The sequence below is a fragment of the Leptolyngbya sp. AN02str genome (assembly GCF_050565595.1).
In the GTDB taxonomy this organism is placed as follows: Bacteria; Cyanobacteriota; Cyanobacteriia; order Elainellales; family Elainellaceae; genus Kaiparowitsia.
Map to the genome: position 1 here is coordinate 48,050 of NZ_JBNXVR010000028.1, position 17,342 is coordinate 65,391.

Sequence of the window (17,342 nt, forward strand, 5' to 3'; positions counted from 1 at the left end):
TGCTTTAGATTCGTCTAACTCTTGTCTAAAATTGCAACCCTAAACCGTTTGCCCGTGTAGCTCAGTGGTAGAGCACACCCTTGGTAAGGGTGAGGTCATGAGTTCAATCCTCATCACGGGCTTTTTCAAAATATTCGATGTTGTGGGGTTGGCGTTCATCGTTGGCCCCATTGTTTTGTGGCGATCGCGCTTCATCACACGGCCAATCAAGCACGATGCTTAGGAAGCTTTATTCTGCGAAAGATAGATTGCTGGGCTACACTTCCTAAGTTCTGCCATTCATCACGTTTTATCAACATTTCCAACGTTCTCAAGCCGCACCCGATTTTTCTTGGAAGACTGAGAAAGAGTGGATGGTATGCTGCTGCGTCTCTACAGTGCCAGATCTACAGTGCCAGATGCAGTTGCCATCAACCCGTTCCGTTGTCCTCAAGCGTCGGTGCCGTTCAGTATTGCGTCATCAACTCTGGGCCATTTGCAAAATGTGACTGTGCTGCCCGCGTTGAGTTTGATGGTGGTTTTGTAACGAGGCTCGATTGAGGACGTTGATCACGACGGCTGATGTGGCTGTTGGGCGTGGTGTGGAGGGGCTTTTGCGCAGCAGCTCAGTCGATTTAACAAGGAGTGTTGATATGGGGATTGCGACGATTAACCCGGCAACTGGTGAAACGATTCAAACTTTTGAACCTTTATCGGATGCTGCGATCGCCCAAACTATTGAGCTGTCGCAGCATACTTACGAAACCTACCGTACGATTCCGTTGGCGCAGCGATCGCAATGGCTGAGTGCCGCTGCCGATGTGCTGGAGACGAATAAAGACGCCTATGGCCGCATGATGACGGTGGAAATGGGAAAACCCATTCAAGCGGCGATCGCCGAGGTGGAAAAGTCGGCCTGGGTGTGCCGCTACTATGCCGAACATGCGGAGGAGTTTCTGGCCCCGGCCACGGTGGAAACCGACGCAAGCCATAGCTATGTGAGCTATCAACCGTTGGGGATTGTGCTGGCGGTGATGCCGTGGAACTTTCCGTTCTGGCAGGTGTTTCGGTTTGCGGCTCCAGCGCTGATGGTAGGCAATGTGGGCCTGCTGAAGCATGCGTCGAATGTGCCGCAGAGTGCGTTGGCGATCGCAGAGGTCTTTGAAAAAGCCGGATTCCCAAAAGGAGCATTCCAGACTCTGCTGGTGGGAGCCGATAAGGTGAAGCAAATTTTGACGGATGACCGGGTGAAGGCGGCCACGCTGACGGGAAGCGAACCTGCGGGAGCCAGTTTGGCATCTACGGCGGGTTCTGTCATCAAGAAAACGGTGTTGGAGCTCGGCGGTAGCGATCCCTTCATTGTGATGGAGAGCGCCGACCTGGAGGCGGCTGTGAATATGGCGGCGACTGCCCGCATGATCAACAACGGCCAGTCTTGCATTGCGGCGAAGCGATTCATTGTGCAGGACTCCATCTTTGATGCGTTTGCCCAAAAGCTGGTGGCTAAGTATGCCGCGCTGAAGGTGGGCGATCCGCTCGATCCCGAGGTGAAGATCGGGCCGTTGGCGACGCCTACCATCCTGCAAGATCTCCAGCCGCAGGTGCAGGCTTGTGTAGACGCAGGCGGCAAGATCTTGATTGGCGGTGATGTGGACGCATTGAAGCAAACGCTGCCGTCGAATTTGCAAGCGGGTAACTTCTATCCCCCAACGATTGTGGCGGAGATTCCCCTTGAGGCTCCGATCGCCCAAGAGGAGCTGTTTGGCCCGGTGGCTATGCTGTTTCGAGTAGCGGATGTGGATGAGGCGATTCGCGTTGCCAACCACATTCCTTTTGGCCTGGGTTCCTGTGCGTGGACTCGGGAGGATGCTGAGCGCGATCGCTTCATTCGCGACTTGGAAGCAGGGTGTGTGTTCATTAACAGCATGGTCAAATCCGATCCCCGGTTGCCCTTTGGTGGCATCAAGCGATCGGGCTATGGTCGTGAACTTGGCAAGGAAGGCATCCACGAGTTTGTCAACATCAAAACCGTGTGGATTCAGTAGCGGGTTCCAGCGTTCGCTTCAACCAGTCTTAAAGGCTAGAGCTGATCAAGAGTCAATGGCTTCCGGTTCCTTTCTGTACAAACAAAAAAGGTATGGGTATGAGTGATTTGAATACGGCGCAACTCCTGGTGCAGTGTTTGGAAAATGAAGGTGTGGAGTATGTATTTGGGCTGCCGGGTGAAGAAAACCTGCATGTGCTGCAAGCGCTCAAGCACTCCTCCATCCAGTTCATCACCACACGGCACGAGCAGGGTGCGGCCTTTATGGCGGATGTGTATGGTCGGCTGACTGGCAAGGCAGGCGTGTGTCTATCGACCTTGGGGCCGGGTGCGACTAACCTGATGACGGGCGTGGCGGATGCCAATCTCGATCGCGCACCATTGGTTGCCATTACAGGCCAGGTGGGCACGGATCGCATGCATATTGAGTCGCACCAGTATTTGGATTTGGTGGCGATGTTTGCCCCAGTCACCAAGTGGAATGCGCAGATTGTGCGCCCCAGCAACACGGCGGAAATTGTGCGCAAGGCGTTCAAAATTTCCCAAAGCGAAAAGCCGGGTGCGGTGCATATCGATCTGCCGGAAAACATTGCGGCGATGAAGGTGGAGGGAAGCCCTCTTCGGTTGGATACGCGGGAGCGGGTGTATGCGTCGTTCCAAAGTATTGAGCGGGCGGCAGCAGCGATTAATCAGGCCAAGAGCCCGATCATTCTAGTGGGAAATGGGGCAATTCGTGCCCATGCCAGTGAGGCGTTGACCCAGTTTGCGGAGACGCTGAATATTCCCGTGGCGAATACGTTTATGGGCAAGGGGGTGATTCCCTATCAGCATCCGCTGGCGCTGTGGACGGTGGGGCTACAGCAGCGGGATTACATTAGCTGCGGGTTTGACCATACGGATTTGGTGATTGCGATTGGGTATGACTTGATTGAGTATTCGCCTAAGCGCTGGAATCCTACGGGTGACATTCCAATTGTGCATGTGAGTGCGACTCCGGCGGAGGTGGATAGTAGCTACATTCCCTTGGCGGAGGTGGTGGGCGATATTTCGGATTCGCTGGCGGAAATTTTGCAGCGGTGCGATCGCCAGGGTAAGTCTGATCCCTACGCAATTCATTTGCGGGCGGATATCCAGACTGATTATGAGGAGCATGCGCACGATGATGGGTTTCCGATTAAGCCGCAAAAGCTGATTTACGATTTGCGACAGGTGATGGGGCCGGAGGATATTGTGATTTCCGACGTGGGCGCTCACAAGATGTGGATGGCACGGCACTATCACTGCGATCGCCCCAATACCTGCATTATCTCGAATGGGTTTGCGGCGATGGGAATTGCGATTCCGGGGGCGATCGCGGCGAAACTGGTGGCCCCGAATCGTAAGGTGGTGGCGGTTACGGGCGATGGCGGCTTCATGATGAACAATCAGGAGTTGGAGACGGCATTACGAATTGGGACGCCGTTTGTCACCATCATTTTCAATGATGGTGGCTATGGCTTGATTGAGTGGAAGCAGATGAATCAGTTTCAGGAGTCGTCGTTTATTAAGTTCAGCAATCCAGATTTTGTGAAGCTGGCGGAGGCGATGGGACTGAAGGGGTATCGGGTGACGTCGAGTACGGATTTTGTGCCGATTTTGAAGCAAGCGTTGTTGGATGAGGTGCCTGCGGTGATTGATTGTCCGGTGGATTATAGCGAAAACCTGCGGTTTAGTAAGCGGGCTGGGGATTTGAGCTGCGCGATCTAGGGTTGCTTATTCAAAAAACGGTCTCTAACCAAAACTCTGTCCGGGGGACTTCCCCCCGGTCCCCCGCTTTCTGGGGGACTCGACTCCCCCAGACCCCCAGAATCTCTCCTCTCCCAGATTTGGGAGAGGAGGGTTGGGGAGGTGAGGGCGATATGCCTCATTCAAGTCTGTTGTTTGATTTTGAAGAATTGGTATTACACACTGCTCAAACAAATCATGTTTAGGCGCGGTGCCAGCTTTGTTCGATTTGTTGGAACATGTGCTCGGGGGTGGTGGCGGGGGCTTTGCAGCTTAGACCCTGGCAGACGAGGGCGATCGCGCCCTCTGGCAAACTGAAGTCTAGGCGGAGCATGGCGGTGGGCAGGTGCTGGCCGATCAGCGGCGCTAGGTGTTCGGGGGTGGAGCGAACGAGGGTAGCGTTGCGAAACCAGTCGAGGGCGGTAAATAGGCTGGGGCAGGTAGAAGGTGATTGCGCCATCACGCTACTAAAGGCTTGTAGGGCTTGCTCGGCTTGGTCAAAGTAGTCTAGGTCTTCGGTGAGGAGGAAGAGGCGCACCAGGTTGGCGATCGCCACTCCATTGGCGGAGGGGAGGGCGTTATCATCGACGCTGCGTTCTCGTACCATCAGGTCGTCGCGGGCATCAGTGTTGAAGTAGCCACCCAGATCTGCGCTCCACAAATGCTTGTCGAACTCGGTTTGGAGCTTGATGGCGTGGCTAAGCCAGTAAGCCGATGAGGCAAAGTTGGCGGTAATGCGCGGGTGGATGGGGGCGGTGACCAGATAGGGACTATCGGTGGTTTGACCGATAATGCCATCGGCATCGTGGTCGGTAGAAGCACCAATGTTGTCGATCAGGCAAGCTTGATGCAGATCCAGCAGCGCTTTGATCAACAGGGCATAGTCTTCGGACTGGGCAATGACACTGGCTTGACCGTTGTAGTTGAGTCGGTGCAAGCGGCCATCGACTTGTTGATGGTTCAAGATAAAGTTGGCGGCGGCGATCGCCAGTTTCAGGTAACTCCGTTCTTGTAGGGCCATGGCTGCGCGGGCCAAGCCCGAAATCATGAGGCTGTTCCACGCCACAATCATTTTGGTGTCGGTCACGGCGGGAATGCGCCCTGTCCATTTGTAATTTTTGGCGACTTCGTTGTTGTGGGCTGGAGGAAAGGTGTCTAAATCGGGGAGTCCGTAGCGTGCCTTAAATAATTTGCGAATGATGGCTTCGGTGCGATCGCTCAATTCGCCTGCGTTGCGCCGTTGCAGCACGTTTTTCCCTTCAAAATTGCCTACCTGTGAAATCGTGAAGTGGGCTTCTAGTTCGGCCAGTTCGTCGGGATTGAGCAAATTCTGGAGTTCCGCATAAGTCCAAACGTAGAATGCGCCTTCCTCGGGTTCGGCATCCTCTGGGGTGACAAAGCTGTCGGCATCCTGGGCGGCGTAGAAGTAGCCATCCTTTGCGATCATTTCGCGCGTGAGCCAGTGTACCGTTTGGGCGATCGCTCGTTGAAAAGCAGGTTCCTCCATGCCTGTACCCCACAGATTGGCTAAAAACTCCACAATTTGCCCGTTGTCATAGAGCATTTTCTCGAAATGGGGCACTGTCCAGCTCGGATCAACCGTGTAGCGGTGGAATCCTCCGGCCACATGGTCAAAAATGCCACCCAAGGCCAGATTCAGCCCCCGCTGGCGACTGGCCTCTACTGCATCAAACTGGGAGCCTTCGGTCGCAAACCGCATGCCGTGGGCCGCTGCATTGGCGTAGGGAATCATGGGAAAACTGGGGCCACCTGCCTTGGCTGACAGAATGCCAGCGCTGTATTCCAGCCCCCCTCGCAGGAGCTCGGCGGATAGTTCTATGTCATCCTGTGCCGAGCCCGATTGCTGCAGCCGCTCCATAATTTCGCCCGTAACCGATTGCAGTTTGTCGCGTTCGGTATCGTAAAAATGCCGGAGTGCTTGTAGTACCTGCAAAAAACCTGGCCGTCCATAGCGGGGCTCTTGGGGAAAGTAGGTGCCACCGTAGAAAGGCACAAGCTCTTGGGGTTCCAAAAAGACGTTGAGCGGCCAGCCTCCCTGCCCCGTCATGAGCTGCAGTGCCTGCATGTAGATGCTGTCAATATCGGGTCTTTCTTCGCGATCCACTTTAATGGGGATGTACTGGGCGTTCATATACTCAGCGATCGCCCCGTCCGAAAACGCCTCGCCCTCCATGACGGTGCACCAGTGGCAGCTAGAGTAGCCAATCGAGAGAAAGATCGGTTTATTCTCAGTACGAGCCTTGGCGATCGCCTCGTCACACCATGGCCACCAATCGATTGGATTTTCGGCGTGCTTTTGTAAGTACAGGCTTTGGGAATGGGCAAGACGATTGGTCATAGGGCTAGGGGTAGCTCAACTTGTTTCGAGTCTACCGTCTTGCTCTAAGAAAGGCGAAAGGCCAAAGGAGGAAGACGTTTGGCCAAACGGACTGAGATTGGGGTGTAGAACGATGAGAAATTATTGCTGGATAACCAGGCGATCGCCCACAATTTCGACGGTGCCAACATCCAACCCTTGCGCCTGCAATTCTTGGTTGACCAGCTGTTCTAGCTGCTCAATCGACATCCCCAACTGTCGAGCCACCATAGCCAGCGGCAGACTCAAATTCCCAACTTTGATCACCATGTCGCGATCGAGCTGCACCTGCCCGTTTTGGATCTTGGGGCTGCCCTCTATGCCAATAAATACATCTCGATTGGCCAAGCCTGGTACCAGACTGAGGACTTGCTCAACCCGTTCACGCTCGGCGGGTTGTAGCTGCTCAAGGGGCAGACTCGACACATTGATGACGGTTCCTGTCTTTAACTGCCCATCTTCAATGCGGGTGGTAATGCGCTCTGCCGTTTGGCGCAGCTCAGGACTGATGGGGCTATTGGTCACCACGTTCGACACAATATCCTGAATTTGGCTGCTGTCGAGGGCGATCGCCGAAGGGGCGAGTTCTGCGGCATTGGGTTGGCTGCTGGTTTGTTCGGTTTGGCTGGTGTACCAGTTGGGCACCCGTGTAGCTTGCCGAACCGATAGAGCGGCGGCGGCCATGCCACCCACAACTCCGCCCACAATCACCCAACCAATCAAGATAATGACTTTCTTCACAGCTTCTACCAATGTTCAAACTAGCTTAGGACTGGCGCAATTCGATAATTGTTCGTGAGCAAGTCACAAAAACTATCTAAATCCCCGAGGACCTGCCCGAAGCGCGTCAGTTCTGTCGGGGATGAGAGATCAGCAAATGTTACTTCAGTGACCTCTGTTCTCTATCAATAGCAAACTCTGACGCAACTTTTCCGGATAACTGGGCGAGTTTTTGAGGTGGGTTTGGGCAAATATTGATAGAGCTTGTAGAACGGCTTATGACTTTGATTGGGAGGGAGCAACACGACGACGTTCCAAGGCAAATAGGGTGAGCGATCGCGCTTTGCCCTTCAAACTAACAGGCCCGTGCGCTGTGCAGTCATACTGGGGGGCGATCGCGTGGTAGATCGGCTCTGCGAGCAAAATCTCGTTGGGTTGAGCGTGGGTCATCAGCCTTGCCGCCGTATTGACCGGGTCTCCCAAAATGTTGAACTCTCGCCGCCCCCGTGGTTCGCCAATTTCGGCACTAAAGACGGCTCCTGACGCAATGCCAATTCGGCAGGCCAACGTAATGGGTTGCCCATCCACCACCGGAGGTGTGAGCTGGTAGACAACTTGGCGAATGGCAAGGGCCACCTCCGCCGCTCGAATCGGATCGTCTTGCCGTTGGCTAAGTGCCCCAAAGTACAGCAACATATCTGATCCCACCGAGTGGTAAGTCACCTTTTGCAGAATTGCACCTTGGGCTTCGGCGATCGCATCAATCAGGGCAAACGCATCCGAAAAACAACTAACGAGGGCTTCCACCTCGTCGCCTATCGCTGTATCAATGGCCTCAGGAATGCCCATCAAGTTCACAAACACAATCACTGGCTCTGGAAACTCGGGCGGGATGCTGCGAGATGCGGTGCTTTCAATCAACAAGTTGAGAATAGGACGGGGAAGATAGCTCGCCAAGACTTCTGCGTGGTTCAGCGCAGACTGAATTTCGTTAATGAGCCCGGTAACGCTGCGGTCAAACAAAACTGGAGTAAAGGTTCGCCGCCGAGGTAGGGCAATGTCGTACTCGCCGAGTTCATCGGCGGTTAAGTTGTCTTTAACCAATGCGTAGCCATTGTGGCTGGGCTCTAGGTCAAATTGGCACCGCAGGCGATCGCCCACCAGTTGCGTGACGCACACCTGCCCAACCAGTGCCAAACTCTCTGCTTGTTTGGCTTGCTGTACCGTTTTCCCCAATAAAATATGAGCCATGCGTTTTGGAGAACCTACGTCTCCCGTCAAATATCGCCCTGCATGAATGCCAACCCGCATTGCTAGAGAGAGGGTGCCATGAGGCGTATCAATATGGCGAAAGCGGTCCATCGCGCGCTGCATTCGCAACCCCGCTCGCACCGCCTGAATCACATCTCCATCCTGTCCATCGGCCAAAAATTGCACCAGCATGGCATCGCCGGTAAATTCCAACAGCTCGCCACCCGACTTACTCACAATTTCCAACATGTCGGAAAAGTAGCGGTTCAAAACGTTTAACAAGGCGATCGCGCCTCGGTTCCCATAGGAGGCATTGGCTTCAAGCAGAGGCGTAAACCCAGCCAGGTCGGTAAACAGCAGTGCCCCCTCTCGCCACGAAAAGCGCATTCTGCCTGCTTGAGGCAGCGACTCGGCAACCTGGCGGGGCACATAATCTTGAAGGGCGCGTTGCAGCGTAGACAGGTGCCGAAAAACCTGCATCAGGGTTTCGGGTTGGGGCTGTACCCACACGCGAGCATAGAGTTCGGCAGGCAACAGCTGGCGCAACTTAGGCTCAATGTTGATGAGTGCGTCTCTAGTCGTTTGGGTCGAAAAAACAGGGGTCATTGCAGTAGGTTGACAAAGAGCGCACAACGCTGGAATGAAGCGATCTGGATTGAGAAACGCTTACGCGAAGCTGAGGCTATTGTATCGGTCATGCGAATCATGCAAAACAAGCCCACAACTCACACCACCGTGGCTACTACAGGAGAAACGTTTATCAGTCGCGATCGCTCAGCCTATACCGAGCCTACCATTTCCCGATTCGGTGATGTTCTAGACGTGTGGTTATTGGTTGTGGAAGGGGTGCATCGCACCCCTTCCACAACCAATAACCACACATTTGAAACACCACCCGCTATACAATGAAGCTCACCAGCTAGAGGACAACCCGTGGAAAATTTGCTCAGTTTGTTGCTTGGCGTTAGCCTTAGCGCAGCAGTAGGCTTTCGCATCTTTGTTCCCTTTTTGGTGATGAGCCTCGCTGCCAGCAGCGGCAACCTAGAACTGGCTCCCAGCTTTGCTTGGATTGGCACCCCAACAGCCCTCTTCATGTTTAGTGCCGCCACCCTCATTGAAGTTGCCGCCTACTACATTCCATGGGTTGACGAACTGCTCGACATTATCGCCACTCCGATCGCCGTCATTGCAGGCGTGATTACCACCTACTCCGTCACCGGAGAAATGAGCCCCCTACTCCATTGGACCGCTTCCATCTTGGCAGGAGGAACCGCTGCCGGGCTGGTGCAGGGCATGACCGATGCCGCTCGCCTCACCTCCACGGCCACCACCGGAGGGCTGGGCAACCCACTGCTATCTACCATGGAGTTGCTGTCATCCGTTGTGCTGTCGGTGCTGGCGATCGCCCTCCCCATTCTCACTGGAATTCTAGTAATCGGCATTCTCTTCTACGCCATATCGCTCATCCTCAAGCTCATGCGACGGCGTCCTGATTTGGGCTGACTCTGCTTTCTGCCCCAATCGCGATGTGCATGAATTGGCGCAACGGCCTTTTATTGATTCTCTTCCGTTAGATTAAAGCCTTATTGAATGAACATCTTAACCTTGCTTGTGTTGGCGATCGCGCCTGGTCTCTTTTGGCTCTGGTACTTTTACCGCCGCGACAAATTAGAGCCCGAACCGCGCCACCTAGTGATCAAAATCTTTGTTTGGGGCGTGCTGATCGCCATCCCCGTCGTCATTGTTCAATTATTCTTTGACTGGCTCCCAGCCTTAATGCTCTTCGTCGTCGTGGCTCCCGTCACCGAAGAGTATGCCAAATACTGGGTCGTGCGGCACGGCGTTTACAACCATGCCGAATTTGACGAACCCATGGATGGCATCGTTTACGCTGCCGCTGCTGCCCTGGGGTTTGCCTCCATCGAAAACGTTGGCTATTTGCTTGATGCCTACTTTGGCGAACCCGCCGTGATTGATGGAGCCGCCACCTCCACCACCGAAGCTGTATTAACCCTGTTTGTGCTGCGATCGCTCCTGTCAGTACCTGGCCATGCGCTGTGGGCAAGCCTGTCTGGCTATGCGCTGGGAGTGTCCAAGTTCTTGCCCAAAGCCCAATCCGCAGGTCTAATTCGCAAAGGCTTACTGCTGGCCATGCTATCCCATGGCATCTTCAATGGTCTGCTGGTGATTTCTCCCTGGTTGGCCCTGGGCTTGTTGATTGCAGTGCCCTTGAGCTGGCGCATGACCTCGCGCCGAATTCGAGCCGCGATCGCCTCCTCACCCCATGCCGTGTCCTCCGATTCAAGCGACTCAGCCTGAGCCTGACTAGTCACTAACGACTCATCAAGTAGTCGATCACAGCTTGCGCGATCGCTTCGTTACCATCCTTTGCCATCGTTTTTTGAGTACGGGGTGGATTCAGGGGCGATCGCAAAAAGCCCCAATCGCCCTGGAAAAACTCATCAGGTTCCATAATTTGGTGGGCTGATACATCCGCCACGCCATTTAGCAGCACCTCCGCTTCTGAAAAGTCGCGCCGTGTAATCGACACAATGGGCACATTCAGCCGACACGCCTCAGCAAAGGTGCTGAACCCCGGCTTAGAAACCACACGACTGCACAGCGGCATCACATCCACCGGACGGTAGCGGCGATCGCCAATTTTGACCAGATTGGGCAAATCCGGCGCATTGCGATCAAAGGTAATGAACTGCCAATCGGCAAAGTGTTCCAGATTTTGGTAGGGAATTTGCTCCAAGCCCAACCCACCAAACGTCAGCAAAACGGTTTTTTCTTTGGTCGTCTTGAGCTGAAACGTCTCGCGCAGCTCGGCCTCGGCAAAGCGCGGCGAACCGCCCGTTAGCCCCGTATCCTCAATATGGGGAAATGCACTCATCGGTTCGTAAAACGGCAACCGAAACAGGCGGTCGCACTGGCCAAAGCACTCTCCAATCCAATCGGCCATCTCCTCAAACTCGCCACCCCACGCCCGATAAATGAAGTCCCAGCCAAAGTTGCTCATCATCCAGCAGGGGACATTGGCCGCATGGGCGATCGCCGCTGCCAGCGGAGGAATATCGGCCAGCACCAGCCCCACCCGATTTTGCTGAATAAAGCTCACTTCGGCGGCGATCGTTGCGCGAGCCTGCTCCTGAATGTGCTTAAGCTTTTCGAGGGTGGCAGGGCGATCCATCTTAATGCTGTCGCTTTGCACCACCCCCACGTCAAACCCGCGTGGCCGATGGATAAAGTCGCCATCAATGTAGGACTCCAGCAGCCAGCGGGGGGCGGTGGTCACCATCATGACCAAGATATCGGGGCAACGCCGCTGAATTTCGGCAACGACCGATGCCGTCCTGGTGGCATGGCCAAAGCCATGGTTGGTAATGGCGACGTACAGAATGGGCTGAGGCATGGCAAGCGCGATGAGTAAAGTCTGACTACTAACGTACCCTCAAAATGCCCAGGTTGAAGATTTGTTAATTTGGCGATCGCCCAAAGAAGTGTGCTGTGTTGCAGAGAACAGCTAGGGCTCTTATTCCAGCCTGTGAACCGCCATTTGTGATGAAATTTTGACTTGATCAAGGAAAAAATGTGTAAATGTAGCCTACGTAACTAGGCTAACCGTAATTTCCCTGCATTCTTCACCTTAACTGGCTCTTAATCGGGTTAGTTGTTGCCGCTTTGCACTCGGCTAGATAACGGGTTGCAAAGGGGCGATCGCTTTTCAAAATGGTGTGAGGATTGCAACTGTGAAAATTGAACAATGGACTTCTCTTCTAGTGTTCCTTCTCGTAGGTTCACTAGGAGTTTCTGCCCCTGCTGCCGCCGGGTCGGCTGCTCCACAATCCAAATCTGTGGCAGAAGCTTCGTCGGAGCCTACCCAAGCGGTTTTGCCATCGGCGATCGCACGACAAACCCCAACAGGCTTGACCAGTCTCGATCCGGCGATCGCGCTAGATTCATCAGCACTTCAGGGCGATCTAGAAGCTGGTTTTGGCGAAAATGGAGCAGAACGTACCCTGCCCATTGTGTTAAACCAAGTGGCCGAGCCTGCGGTTCCACCAGCTGCTCCAGCCGTGCGGCCCTTGATCGGGCAAGTCACCTCAGTAACCCAACTCTCGGATGTACAGCCTACCGACTGGGCCTACGAAGCCCTCTCCTTTTTGGCCAATTCTGAGGAACTAGGCGGATTGGATTGTTTGGAGGGCTACCCCGATGGCCTGTTTCGGGGCAATCGGCCAATTACCCGCTATGAGTTCGCCGCAGGGCTGGCCGCGTGTCTTGATGCCATCCCAGGGCAAACGACATCGACAGATATTATGCTCTTAATAGAGCGGCTGCAAGGAGAGTTTGCCTCCGAACTTGCTGCCCTCAGCAGCCAGGTTGACTTGTTAGAAGGACGCACGGCTGCACTAGAAGCCCAGCAGTTTTCCACCACCACCATTCTGCGAGGCAATGCGTGGTTTAACCTCACGCAGGCATTTCCCTCGGGCGACATCTTGGCCGAACGTAGTGCTGCTGTGCCCGGTAGCCCCTTTGCGCCACCCGTGCGCGATCCCATCACCAATCAGCCCAGTCGCGTTCTACGCGGTGATCCGCAAGCCACATTGGGCTATCTCGTTTGGCTGACGCTGTCTACCTCGTTTACCGGACGCGATGCGCTGGTGACCCAGCTTGCCGCAGGCAATGCCACCTCTCCCGCAAACCAACTTGTTTCTGCGGGCTTTCTCAACACATGGGGTACACCCTTTTTAGATTCGTCGCCTGCTGCCAACAACCAGGTGATTCTGCGGGAGTTTTATTACTCTTTCCCCATTGGCGACAGCCTGCAAGTGGATGTTGGCCCGCGCCTTAACTATTACCGCTATTTCGACGGCAACGCCTACAACTTCTTCATTAACGGCACCTCCAGCTTCAATTCCAATGGCAGCACATTGCTCAATGCCATTGACCGAGGTTCGGGGGCGGTCGTGCGCTGGAGCTTGGCGGATCCGGTGCAGCTCACCGTAGGCTACATGGGCGAAAGCACCGAGTTTTTAAACACGTCAATCTTCAACACAGCTTCCAAGCCAGGGGATGGTCTGTTTAATGGCACCAACACATTGACAGCGCAACTGGCGTTTTCTCCCAGCTCCAACTTCAATTTCCGAGTGCTGTACAACCGTTCCAATATCAAAGCCTATAACGGATTTATTGGCGGCGCAGTGGGTGAACCGCTGCCCTATGGCTATGCGGACGATGGCTTTGGCGGTTTCGTAGAAGATGCCGAATCCGATACCTTTGTGGCGAACTTTGACTGGCGAATTGCCGAATGGCTGGGGGTGTTTGGTCGCTACTCCTATGGCCGTATGGATATTGATCCGGTGAATGTAGCCCGAGCGGGTGGCGATATTCGGGTGCAGTCGTTTCAGGCTGGGTTGGCGTTTCCCGATTTGGGTAAGCAGGGCGCGTTGGGAACGCTGTCGTTCCTGATTCCCCACGACTATTTGGAAGGACAAGAGTTTTTGCTGTCGGGTGGTGGTGATGGTGGCACCCAGTTTGAAGTTGAAGCGACGTATTACTATCCGTTAACGCGCAATGTAGCCCTTGTGCCTGCGTTTTATGCGATTTGGAATGCCAACAATTTTGAGAGTAATCCAGCGGTTTATGTTGGAAACTTGCGGATGCAGCTAGCGTTTTAGAAACAAGATTGAGGTAAATCCTCATTCAAATTTTCATGAATCTTAAGGGATTTGGAATGCTCGTCACTGAGTAGTTCAAGTCCTTTTTTTAATTGAGATTTCCTGTGGAATTTTCTCCAGTTTTTCTAGTTTGCTTGGAAAGAAATCATGGTTTATCCGCTGTTGAATGGTTCCCGAATTTGGCGATCGCACAGATAGCGATCGCCACACCACACAACGGTTTAGCCTTCACATACAAACAACTGCTTGAAGATGAATTGCCGTTAGGAAATTACACAACAATTCATGCCCAAGATTCGTTCTTTATCTTTAATTTTTCCTTTACCAGAGCGTAAGCTGCTGTTTAACTTTCAGTGATGTACTAAATTTGAGCGCTATTCCTAAAGTCATGAACATTTCTGTTCACGAACGCAGTTTATCGTTCGCTTCGCTGCTAAATATCAGCATCAGAGCCGTGAGTTTTTAAGTTTTATTCTTAAGAGGGACACTTGTGAACCAGGACTATCGTCGGCTCTCTCGCCGCAACTTTTTGAGCCTGAGTGCAGTAGCTGGATTGGGAGCGATCGCGCTCAACTCTTGTACCAACACAACCACAACGAGCGCCACCTCGGCTGGGGCCGGCAGCACCCCGGCTGCAAATCTGCCGATCTCGTTAGAAGCCGCAGGCGGCATGGACGCCCTGATCGAAGCCGCAAGGGCTGAGGGTGAACTCTCCGTGATTGCCCTGCCAGATGACTGGGCCAACTACAAAGAAATGAAGGCCAGCTTTTTGCAAAAGTATCCCTTCATCAAGCTAAACGACCTCAACCCCGATGCCAGCTCTGCCGATGAGCTGGAAGCCATTCGTGCTAACAAAGGCAATAAGGGGCCGCAGAATCCTGATGTGATCGATGTGGGCTTTCAGTTTGGTGAAGAAGCCAAGCAAGAAGGTCTGTTGCAGCCCTACAAAGTCTCTACCTGGAACACCATTCCCGATGCGCTAAAAGACCCCGAAGGCTTCTGGTACGGCGACTACTACGGTGTGATGACCTTTGAAATTAACACCGACATTGTGAAGGCTCTGCCCGAAGATTGGGCCGATTTGCTGAAGCCGGAATATCGGGGTCAGGTGGCTCTGGCAGGCGACCCGCGCAAGTCGGGTCAGGCGATCAACGCGGTATGGGCCGCAGCTCTGGGTAACGGGGGCTCCCTCACCAATGCTCAGCCTGGACTGGAATTCTTTAAGGAGCTGAATGCTGCGGGTAACTTTTTGCCTGTGATTGCCAAGCCTGCCACGGTTGCCCAAGGGGAAACTCCCATTACCCTGCGATGGGACTACAACGCCCTTGCCAACCGCGATGCCACGGCTGGTAATCCTGAGATTGCAGTCGTCGTGCCCAAAACAGGTCAACTGGCTGGCGTGTATGTGCAGGCCATTAGCGCCTACGCTCCTCGTCCCAATGCTGCTCGTCTGTGGATGGAGCACCTCTACTCTGACGAGGGCCAATTGATTTGGCTGAAGGGCTACTCCCGTCCCGTCCGGTTTGACGATCTGCGCACCAAGAACGCTATCCCTGCGGACATGATGAGCAAGCTGCCTTCGCCAGAACTGTATGCCCAGGCCCAGTTCCCCAACGGTGAGCAAATCAAAGCCGCCTCGGATGTGATTACTCAGGGTTGGGACAGCGTGGTTGGTGCAGACGTGAAGTAAGCCAATCGTTTGCCTGTGTTTGAATAGCTCGCAGGATGCGATCGCGCTTTGCAGATTTGGGCGATCGCATCCTGTCCTTACTCCCAATTTCCCACTCCCGACTCCCCCAACAAAGCTCGTGTCCTCCAGCCGCAATCTTCCGTTCACGATTGATCAGCCCCGTTCCCCCATTGCCACCCGCATGCGCTCGTGGGAATGGTTGGGTGTGGCACCGTTTTTTGTGTTTGCGATCGCCTTTCTGTTCCTGCCAGCAGCTTCCATTGCGGTGCGCAGCTTTCAGGATGGCGAGGGGAACTTTACGCTGCAAAACATTTGGGATTTGTCGCAGCCCTCCATCGTCTCGGCCTATTCCGTCAGCATTCGCCTCAGTTTATTGACGGCTTTGGCGGGTGGGTTGATCGGCTTCCTCATGGCCTATGCGATGACCGTGGGTGGATTACCCAGGTTGGTGCGATCGGTGCTGTCGTCCTTTTCCGGGGTGGCATCCAACTTTGCCGGAGTACCGTTGGCCTTTGCCTTCATCGCCACATTAGGACGGCTGGGCGCGGTGACGGGCTGGCTCAAGGCAGTTGGGCTGGATATTTACCAATCGGGCTTTAACCTGTACACCTTTTGGGGATTGAGCTTCACCTATCTCTATTTCCAAATTCCGCTGACAATTTTGATTTTGGCCCCGGCCTTTGACGGGCTGAAGCGGGAATGGCGCGAAGCTTCGGAAAACCTGGGCGCAACCACCTGGGAGTACTGGCGCTATGTGGCGTTGCCGATTTTGATGCCGTCGGTGCTGGGTACGGTGATTTTGCTGTTTGGCAATGCCTTTGGTGCCCACGCGACGGCCTACGCATTGACGGGTGGGCAAATCAATCTGGTCTCGATTTTGATCGGCGCACAAATTAGCGGCGATGCCTTGCAAAATCCGGGGTTAGGCAACGCGCTGGCGCTGGGTATGGTGGTGGTGATGGCGCTGTCGATCGCGGCCTATGCCTGGTTGCAGCGTCGCACATCCCGTTGGTTGCAGTGAGGAGATGGTGATGAATCAAGCGGGAAGACAGACATTTTGGGGCTGGTTGTGGGTGGTGCTGGGGGCGCTGTACTTTGTGGTGCCGCTGGCCGCAACGCTCAGCTTTTCGCTACGAGCCGAGCGCGATCGCCTCAGCTTTACCGCCTACGACAACGTCTTCAACGACCCCAACTTTTTCCAGAGTTTCACCTTCTCGCTGGTAACGGCATTGGTGGCGATCGCTCTGGGGTGGCTGCTGATTGTCCCCACAGTGTATTGGGTGCAATTCAAATTGCCGCGACTGCGGTTTGTGGTGGAACTAGTGACGCTGATGCCTTTTGTGGTTCCGGCGGTGGTGCTGGTGTTTGGCCTGATTCGCACCTACAGCACTACCCTGCTCAACTCGCGGCAGGGCGGTTGGATTTTGCTTACAGCAGCCTATGTGGTTCTGTCGATGCCCTATGTGTACCGGGCGGTGGATACGGGTATGCGGGCGATCGATGTTCGGACGCTCACAGAAGCGGCCCAAAGTTTGGGGGCGGACTGGCGCACGATCGTATTTCGGATCATCTTTCCCAACCTGCGGGTGGCTTTGCTGAACAGTGCATTCCTAACGTTCACGATTGTGATGGGCGAGTTCACAATTGCGGCGTTGCTGGCGCAGCCTGCCTTTGGCCCCTATATGAACTTGCTCAGCAGCAGCAAGGTGTATGAGCCGTCTGCATTAGCCATCCTTAGCTTTGCGCTGACCTGGGGGGCGATCGCCATTGTGCAATTTCTCGGCCAGGGCAACCAAAATCAGCTTTCTGGCCCTCGTTGATTGTTATCTGGTT

16 protein-coding genes and 1 tRNA gene are annotated in these 17,342 nt (G+C 54.3%); 13 read left to right on the forward strand and 4 right to left on the reverse strand.

Features of this window, described 5'->3' with window-relative positions; translation table 11 throughout:
- Positions 1–50: 50 nt before the first annotated feature.
- From ACQ4M4_RS19235 to ACQ4M4_RS19255, 5 genes are all read left to right on the forward strand, one after another.
- A tRNA-Thr gene (locus ACQ4M4_RS19235) sits at positions 51–122 on the forward strand.
- On the forward strand, positions 98–223 hold the full coding sequence (locus tag ACQ4M4_RS19240) for a hypothetical protein (protein WP_430686075.1): 126 nt from the start codon (positions 98–100) through the stop codon (positions 221–223). The genes ACQ4M4_RS19235 and ACQ4M4_RS19240 overlap by 25 nt, the downstream gene beginning before the upstream one ends.
- Positions 224–358: 135 nt before the next feature.
- Positions 359–526 carry a hypothetical protein gene (locus ACQ4M4_RS19245; RefSeq protein WP_430686076.1) on the forward strand — a complete coding sequence of 56 codons (168 nt, stop codon included), beginning with the start codon at positions 359–361 and terminating at the stop codon, positions 524–526.
- 106 nt (positions 527–632) lie between these two features.
- Positions 633–2,024 (forward strand): NAD-dependent succinate-semialdehyde dehydrogenase, encoded by a 1,392-nt coding sequence (locus tag ACQ4M4_RS19250; protein WP_430686077.1) that lies wholly within the window; start codon positions 633–635, stop codon positions 2,022–2,024.
- Positions 2,025–2,122: 98 nt separating this feature from the next.
- Positions 2,123–3,769 carry an acetolactate synthase large subunit gene (locus ACQ4M4_RS19255; protein WP_430686078.1) on the forward strand — a complete coding sequence of 549 codons (1,647 nt, stop codon included), beginning with the start codon at positions 2,123–2,125 and terminating at the stop codon, positions 3,767–3,769.
- Between the two features lie 220 nt (positions 3,770–3,989).
- Here the strand turns inward: ACQ4M4_RS19255 and ACQ4M4_RS19260 are convergent, their stop codons facing one another.
- The 3 genes from ACQ4M4_RS19260 to ACQ4M4_RS19270 form a co-directional block, all read right to left on the reverse strand.
- Positions 3,990–6,146 (reverse strand): thioredoxin domain-containing protein, encoded by a 2,157-nt coding sequence (locus ACQ4M4_RS19260; RefSeq protein ID WP_430686079.1) that lies wholly within the window; start codon positions 6,144–6,146, stop codon positions 3,990–3,992.
- Positions 6,147–6,266: 120 nt separating this feature from the next.
- Positions 6,267–6,905 (reverse strand): hypothetical protein, encoded by a 639-nt coding sequence (locus ACQ4M4_RS19265; protein ID WP_430686080.1) that lies wholly within the window; start codon positions 6,903–6,905, stop codon positions 6,267–6,269.
- Between the two features lie 255 nt (positions 6,906–7,160).
- On the reverse strand, positions 7,161–8,741 hold the full coding sequence (locus tag ACQ4M4_RS19270; RefSeq protein ID WP_430686081.1) for an adenylate/guanylate cyclase domain-containing protein: 1,581 nt from the start codon (positions 8,739–8,741) through the stop codon (positions 7,161–7,163).
- A 9-nt stretch (positions 8,742–8,750) separates the two neighbouring features.
- Between ACQ4M4_RS19270 and ACQ4M4_RS19275 the strand changes: the two genes are divergently transcribed.
- From ACQ4M4_RS19275 to ACQ4M4_RS19285, 3 genes are all read left to right on the forward strand, one after another.
- Positions 8,751–9,044 (forward strand): hypothetical protein, encoded by a 294-nt coding sequence (locus ACQ4M4_RS19275; protein WP_430686082.1) that lies wholly within the window; start codon positions 8,751–8,753, stop codon positions 9,042–9,044.
- Positions 9,045–9,068: 24 nt separating this feature from the next.
- Positions 9,069–9,638 (forward strand): DUF4126 domain-containing protein, encoded by a 570-nt coding sequence (locus tag ACQ4M4_RS19280; RefSeq protein ID WP_430686083.1) that lies wholly within the window; start codon positions 9,069–9,071, stop codon positions 9,636–9,638.
- Positions 9,639–9,725: 87 nt separating this feature from the next.
- Positions 9,726–10,454 carry a PrsW family intramembrane metalloprotease gene (locus tag ACQ4M4_RS19285; protein ID WP_430686084.1) on the forward strand — a complete coding sequence of 243 codons (729 nt, stop codon included), beginning with the start codon at positions 9,726–9,728 and terminating at the stop codon, positions 10,452–10,454.
- Positions 10,455–10,467: 13 nt separating this feature from the next.
- Here the strand turns inward: ACQ4M4_RS19285 and ACQ4M4_RS19290 are convergent, their stop codons facing one another.
- Complete coding sequence (locus tag ACQ4M4_RS19290; protein ID WP_430686085.1) at positions 10,468–11,550, reverse strand: glycosyl transferase; 1,083 nt, start codon at positions 11,548–11,550, stop codon at positions 10,468–10,470.
- A 337-nt stretch (positions 11,551–11,887) separates the two neighbouring features.
- On the opposite strand from ACQ4M4_RS19290, the gene ACQ4M4_RS19295 reads away from it, so the two are divergent.
- The 5 genes from ACQ4M4_RS19295 (at position 11,888) to ACQ4M4_RS19315 (ending at position 17,329) form a co-directional block, all read left to right on the forward strand.
- Positions 11,888–13,819 carry an iron uptake porin gene (locus ACQ4M4_RS19295; RefSeq protein ID WP_430686086.1) on the forward strand — a complete coding sequence of 644 codons (1,932 nt, stop codon included), beginning with the start codon at positions 11,888–11,890 and terminating at the stop codon, positions 13,817–13,819.
- Between the two features lie 104 nt (positions 13,820–13,923).
- On the forward strand, positions 13,924–14,154 hold the full coding sequence (locus ACQ4M4_RS19300; RefSeq protein ID WP_430686087.1) for a hypothetical protein: 231 nt from the start codon (positions 13,924–13,926) through the stop codon (positions 14,152–14,154).
- Between the two features lie 155 nt (positions 14,155–14,309).
- On the forward strand, positions 14,310–15,509 hold the full coding sequence (locus ACQ4M4_RS19305) for an ABC transporter substrate-binding protein (protein ID WP_430686088.1): 1,200 nt from the start codon (positions 14,310–14,312) through the stop codon (positions 15,507–15,509).
- A gap of 19 nt (positions 15,510–15,528) precedes the next feature.
- Positions 15,529–16,530 carry an ABC transporter permease gene (locus tag ACQ4M4_RS19310; protein ID WP_430686089.1) on the forward strand — a complete coding sequence of 334 codons (1,002 nt, stop codon included), beginning with the start codon at positions 15,529–15,531 and terminating at the stop codon, positions 16,528–16,530.
- Positions 16,531–16,540: 10 nt separating this feature from the next.
- On the forward strand, positions 16,541–17,329 hold the full coding sequence (locus ACQ4M4_RS19315) for an ABC transporter permease (protein WP_430686090.1): 789 nt from the start codon (positions 16,541–16,543) through the stop codon (positions 17,327–17,329).
- The last annotated feature ends 13 nt before the right edge of the window (positions 17,330–17,342 follow it).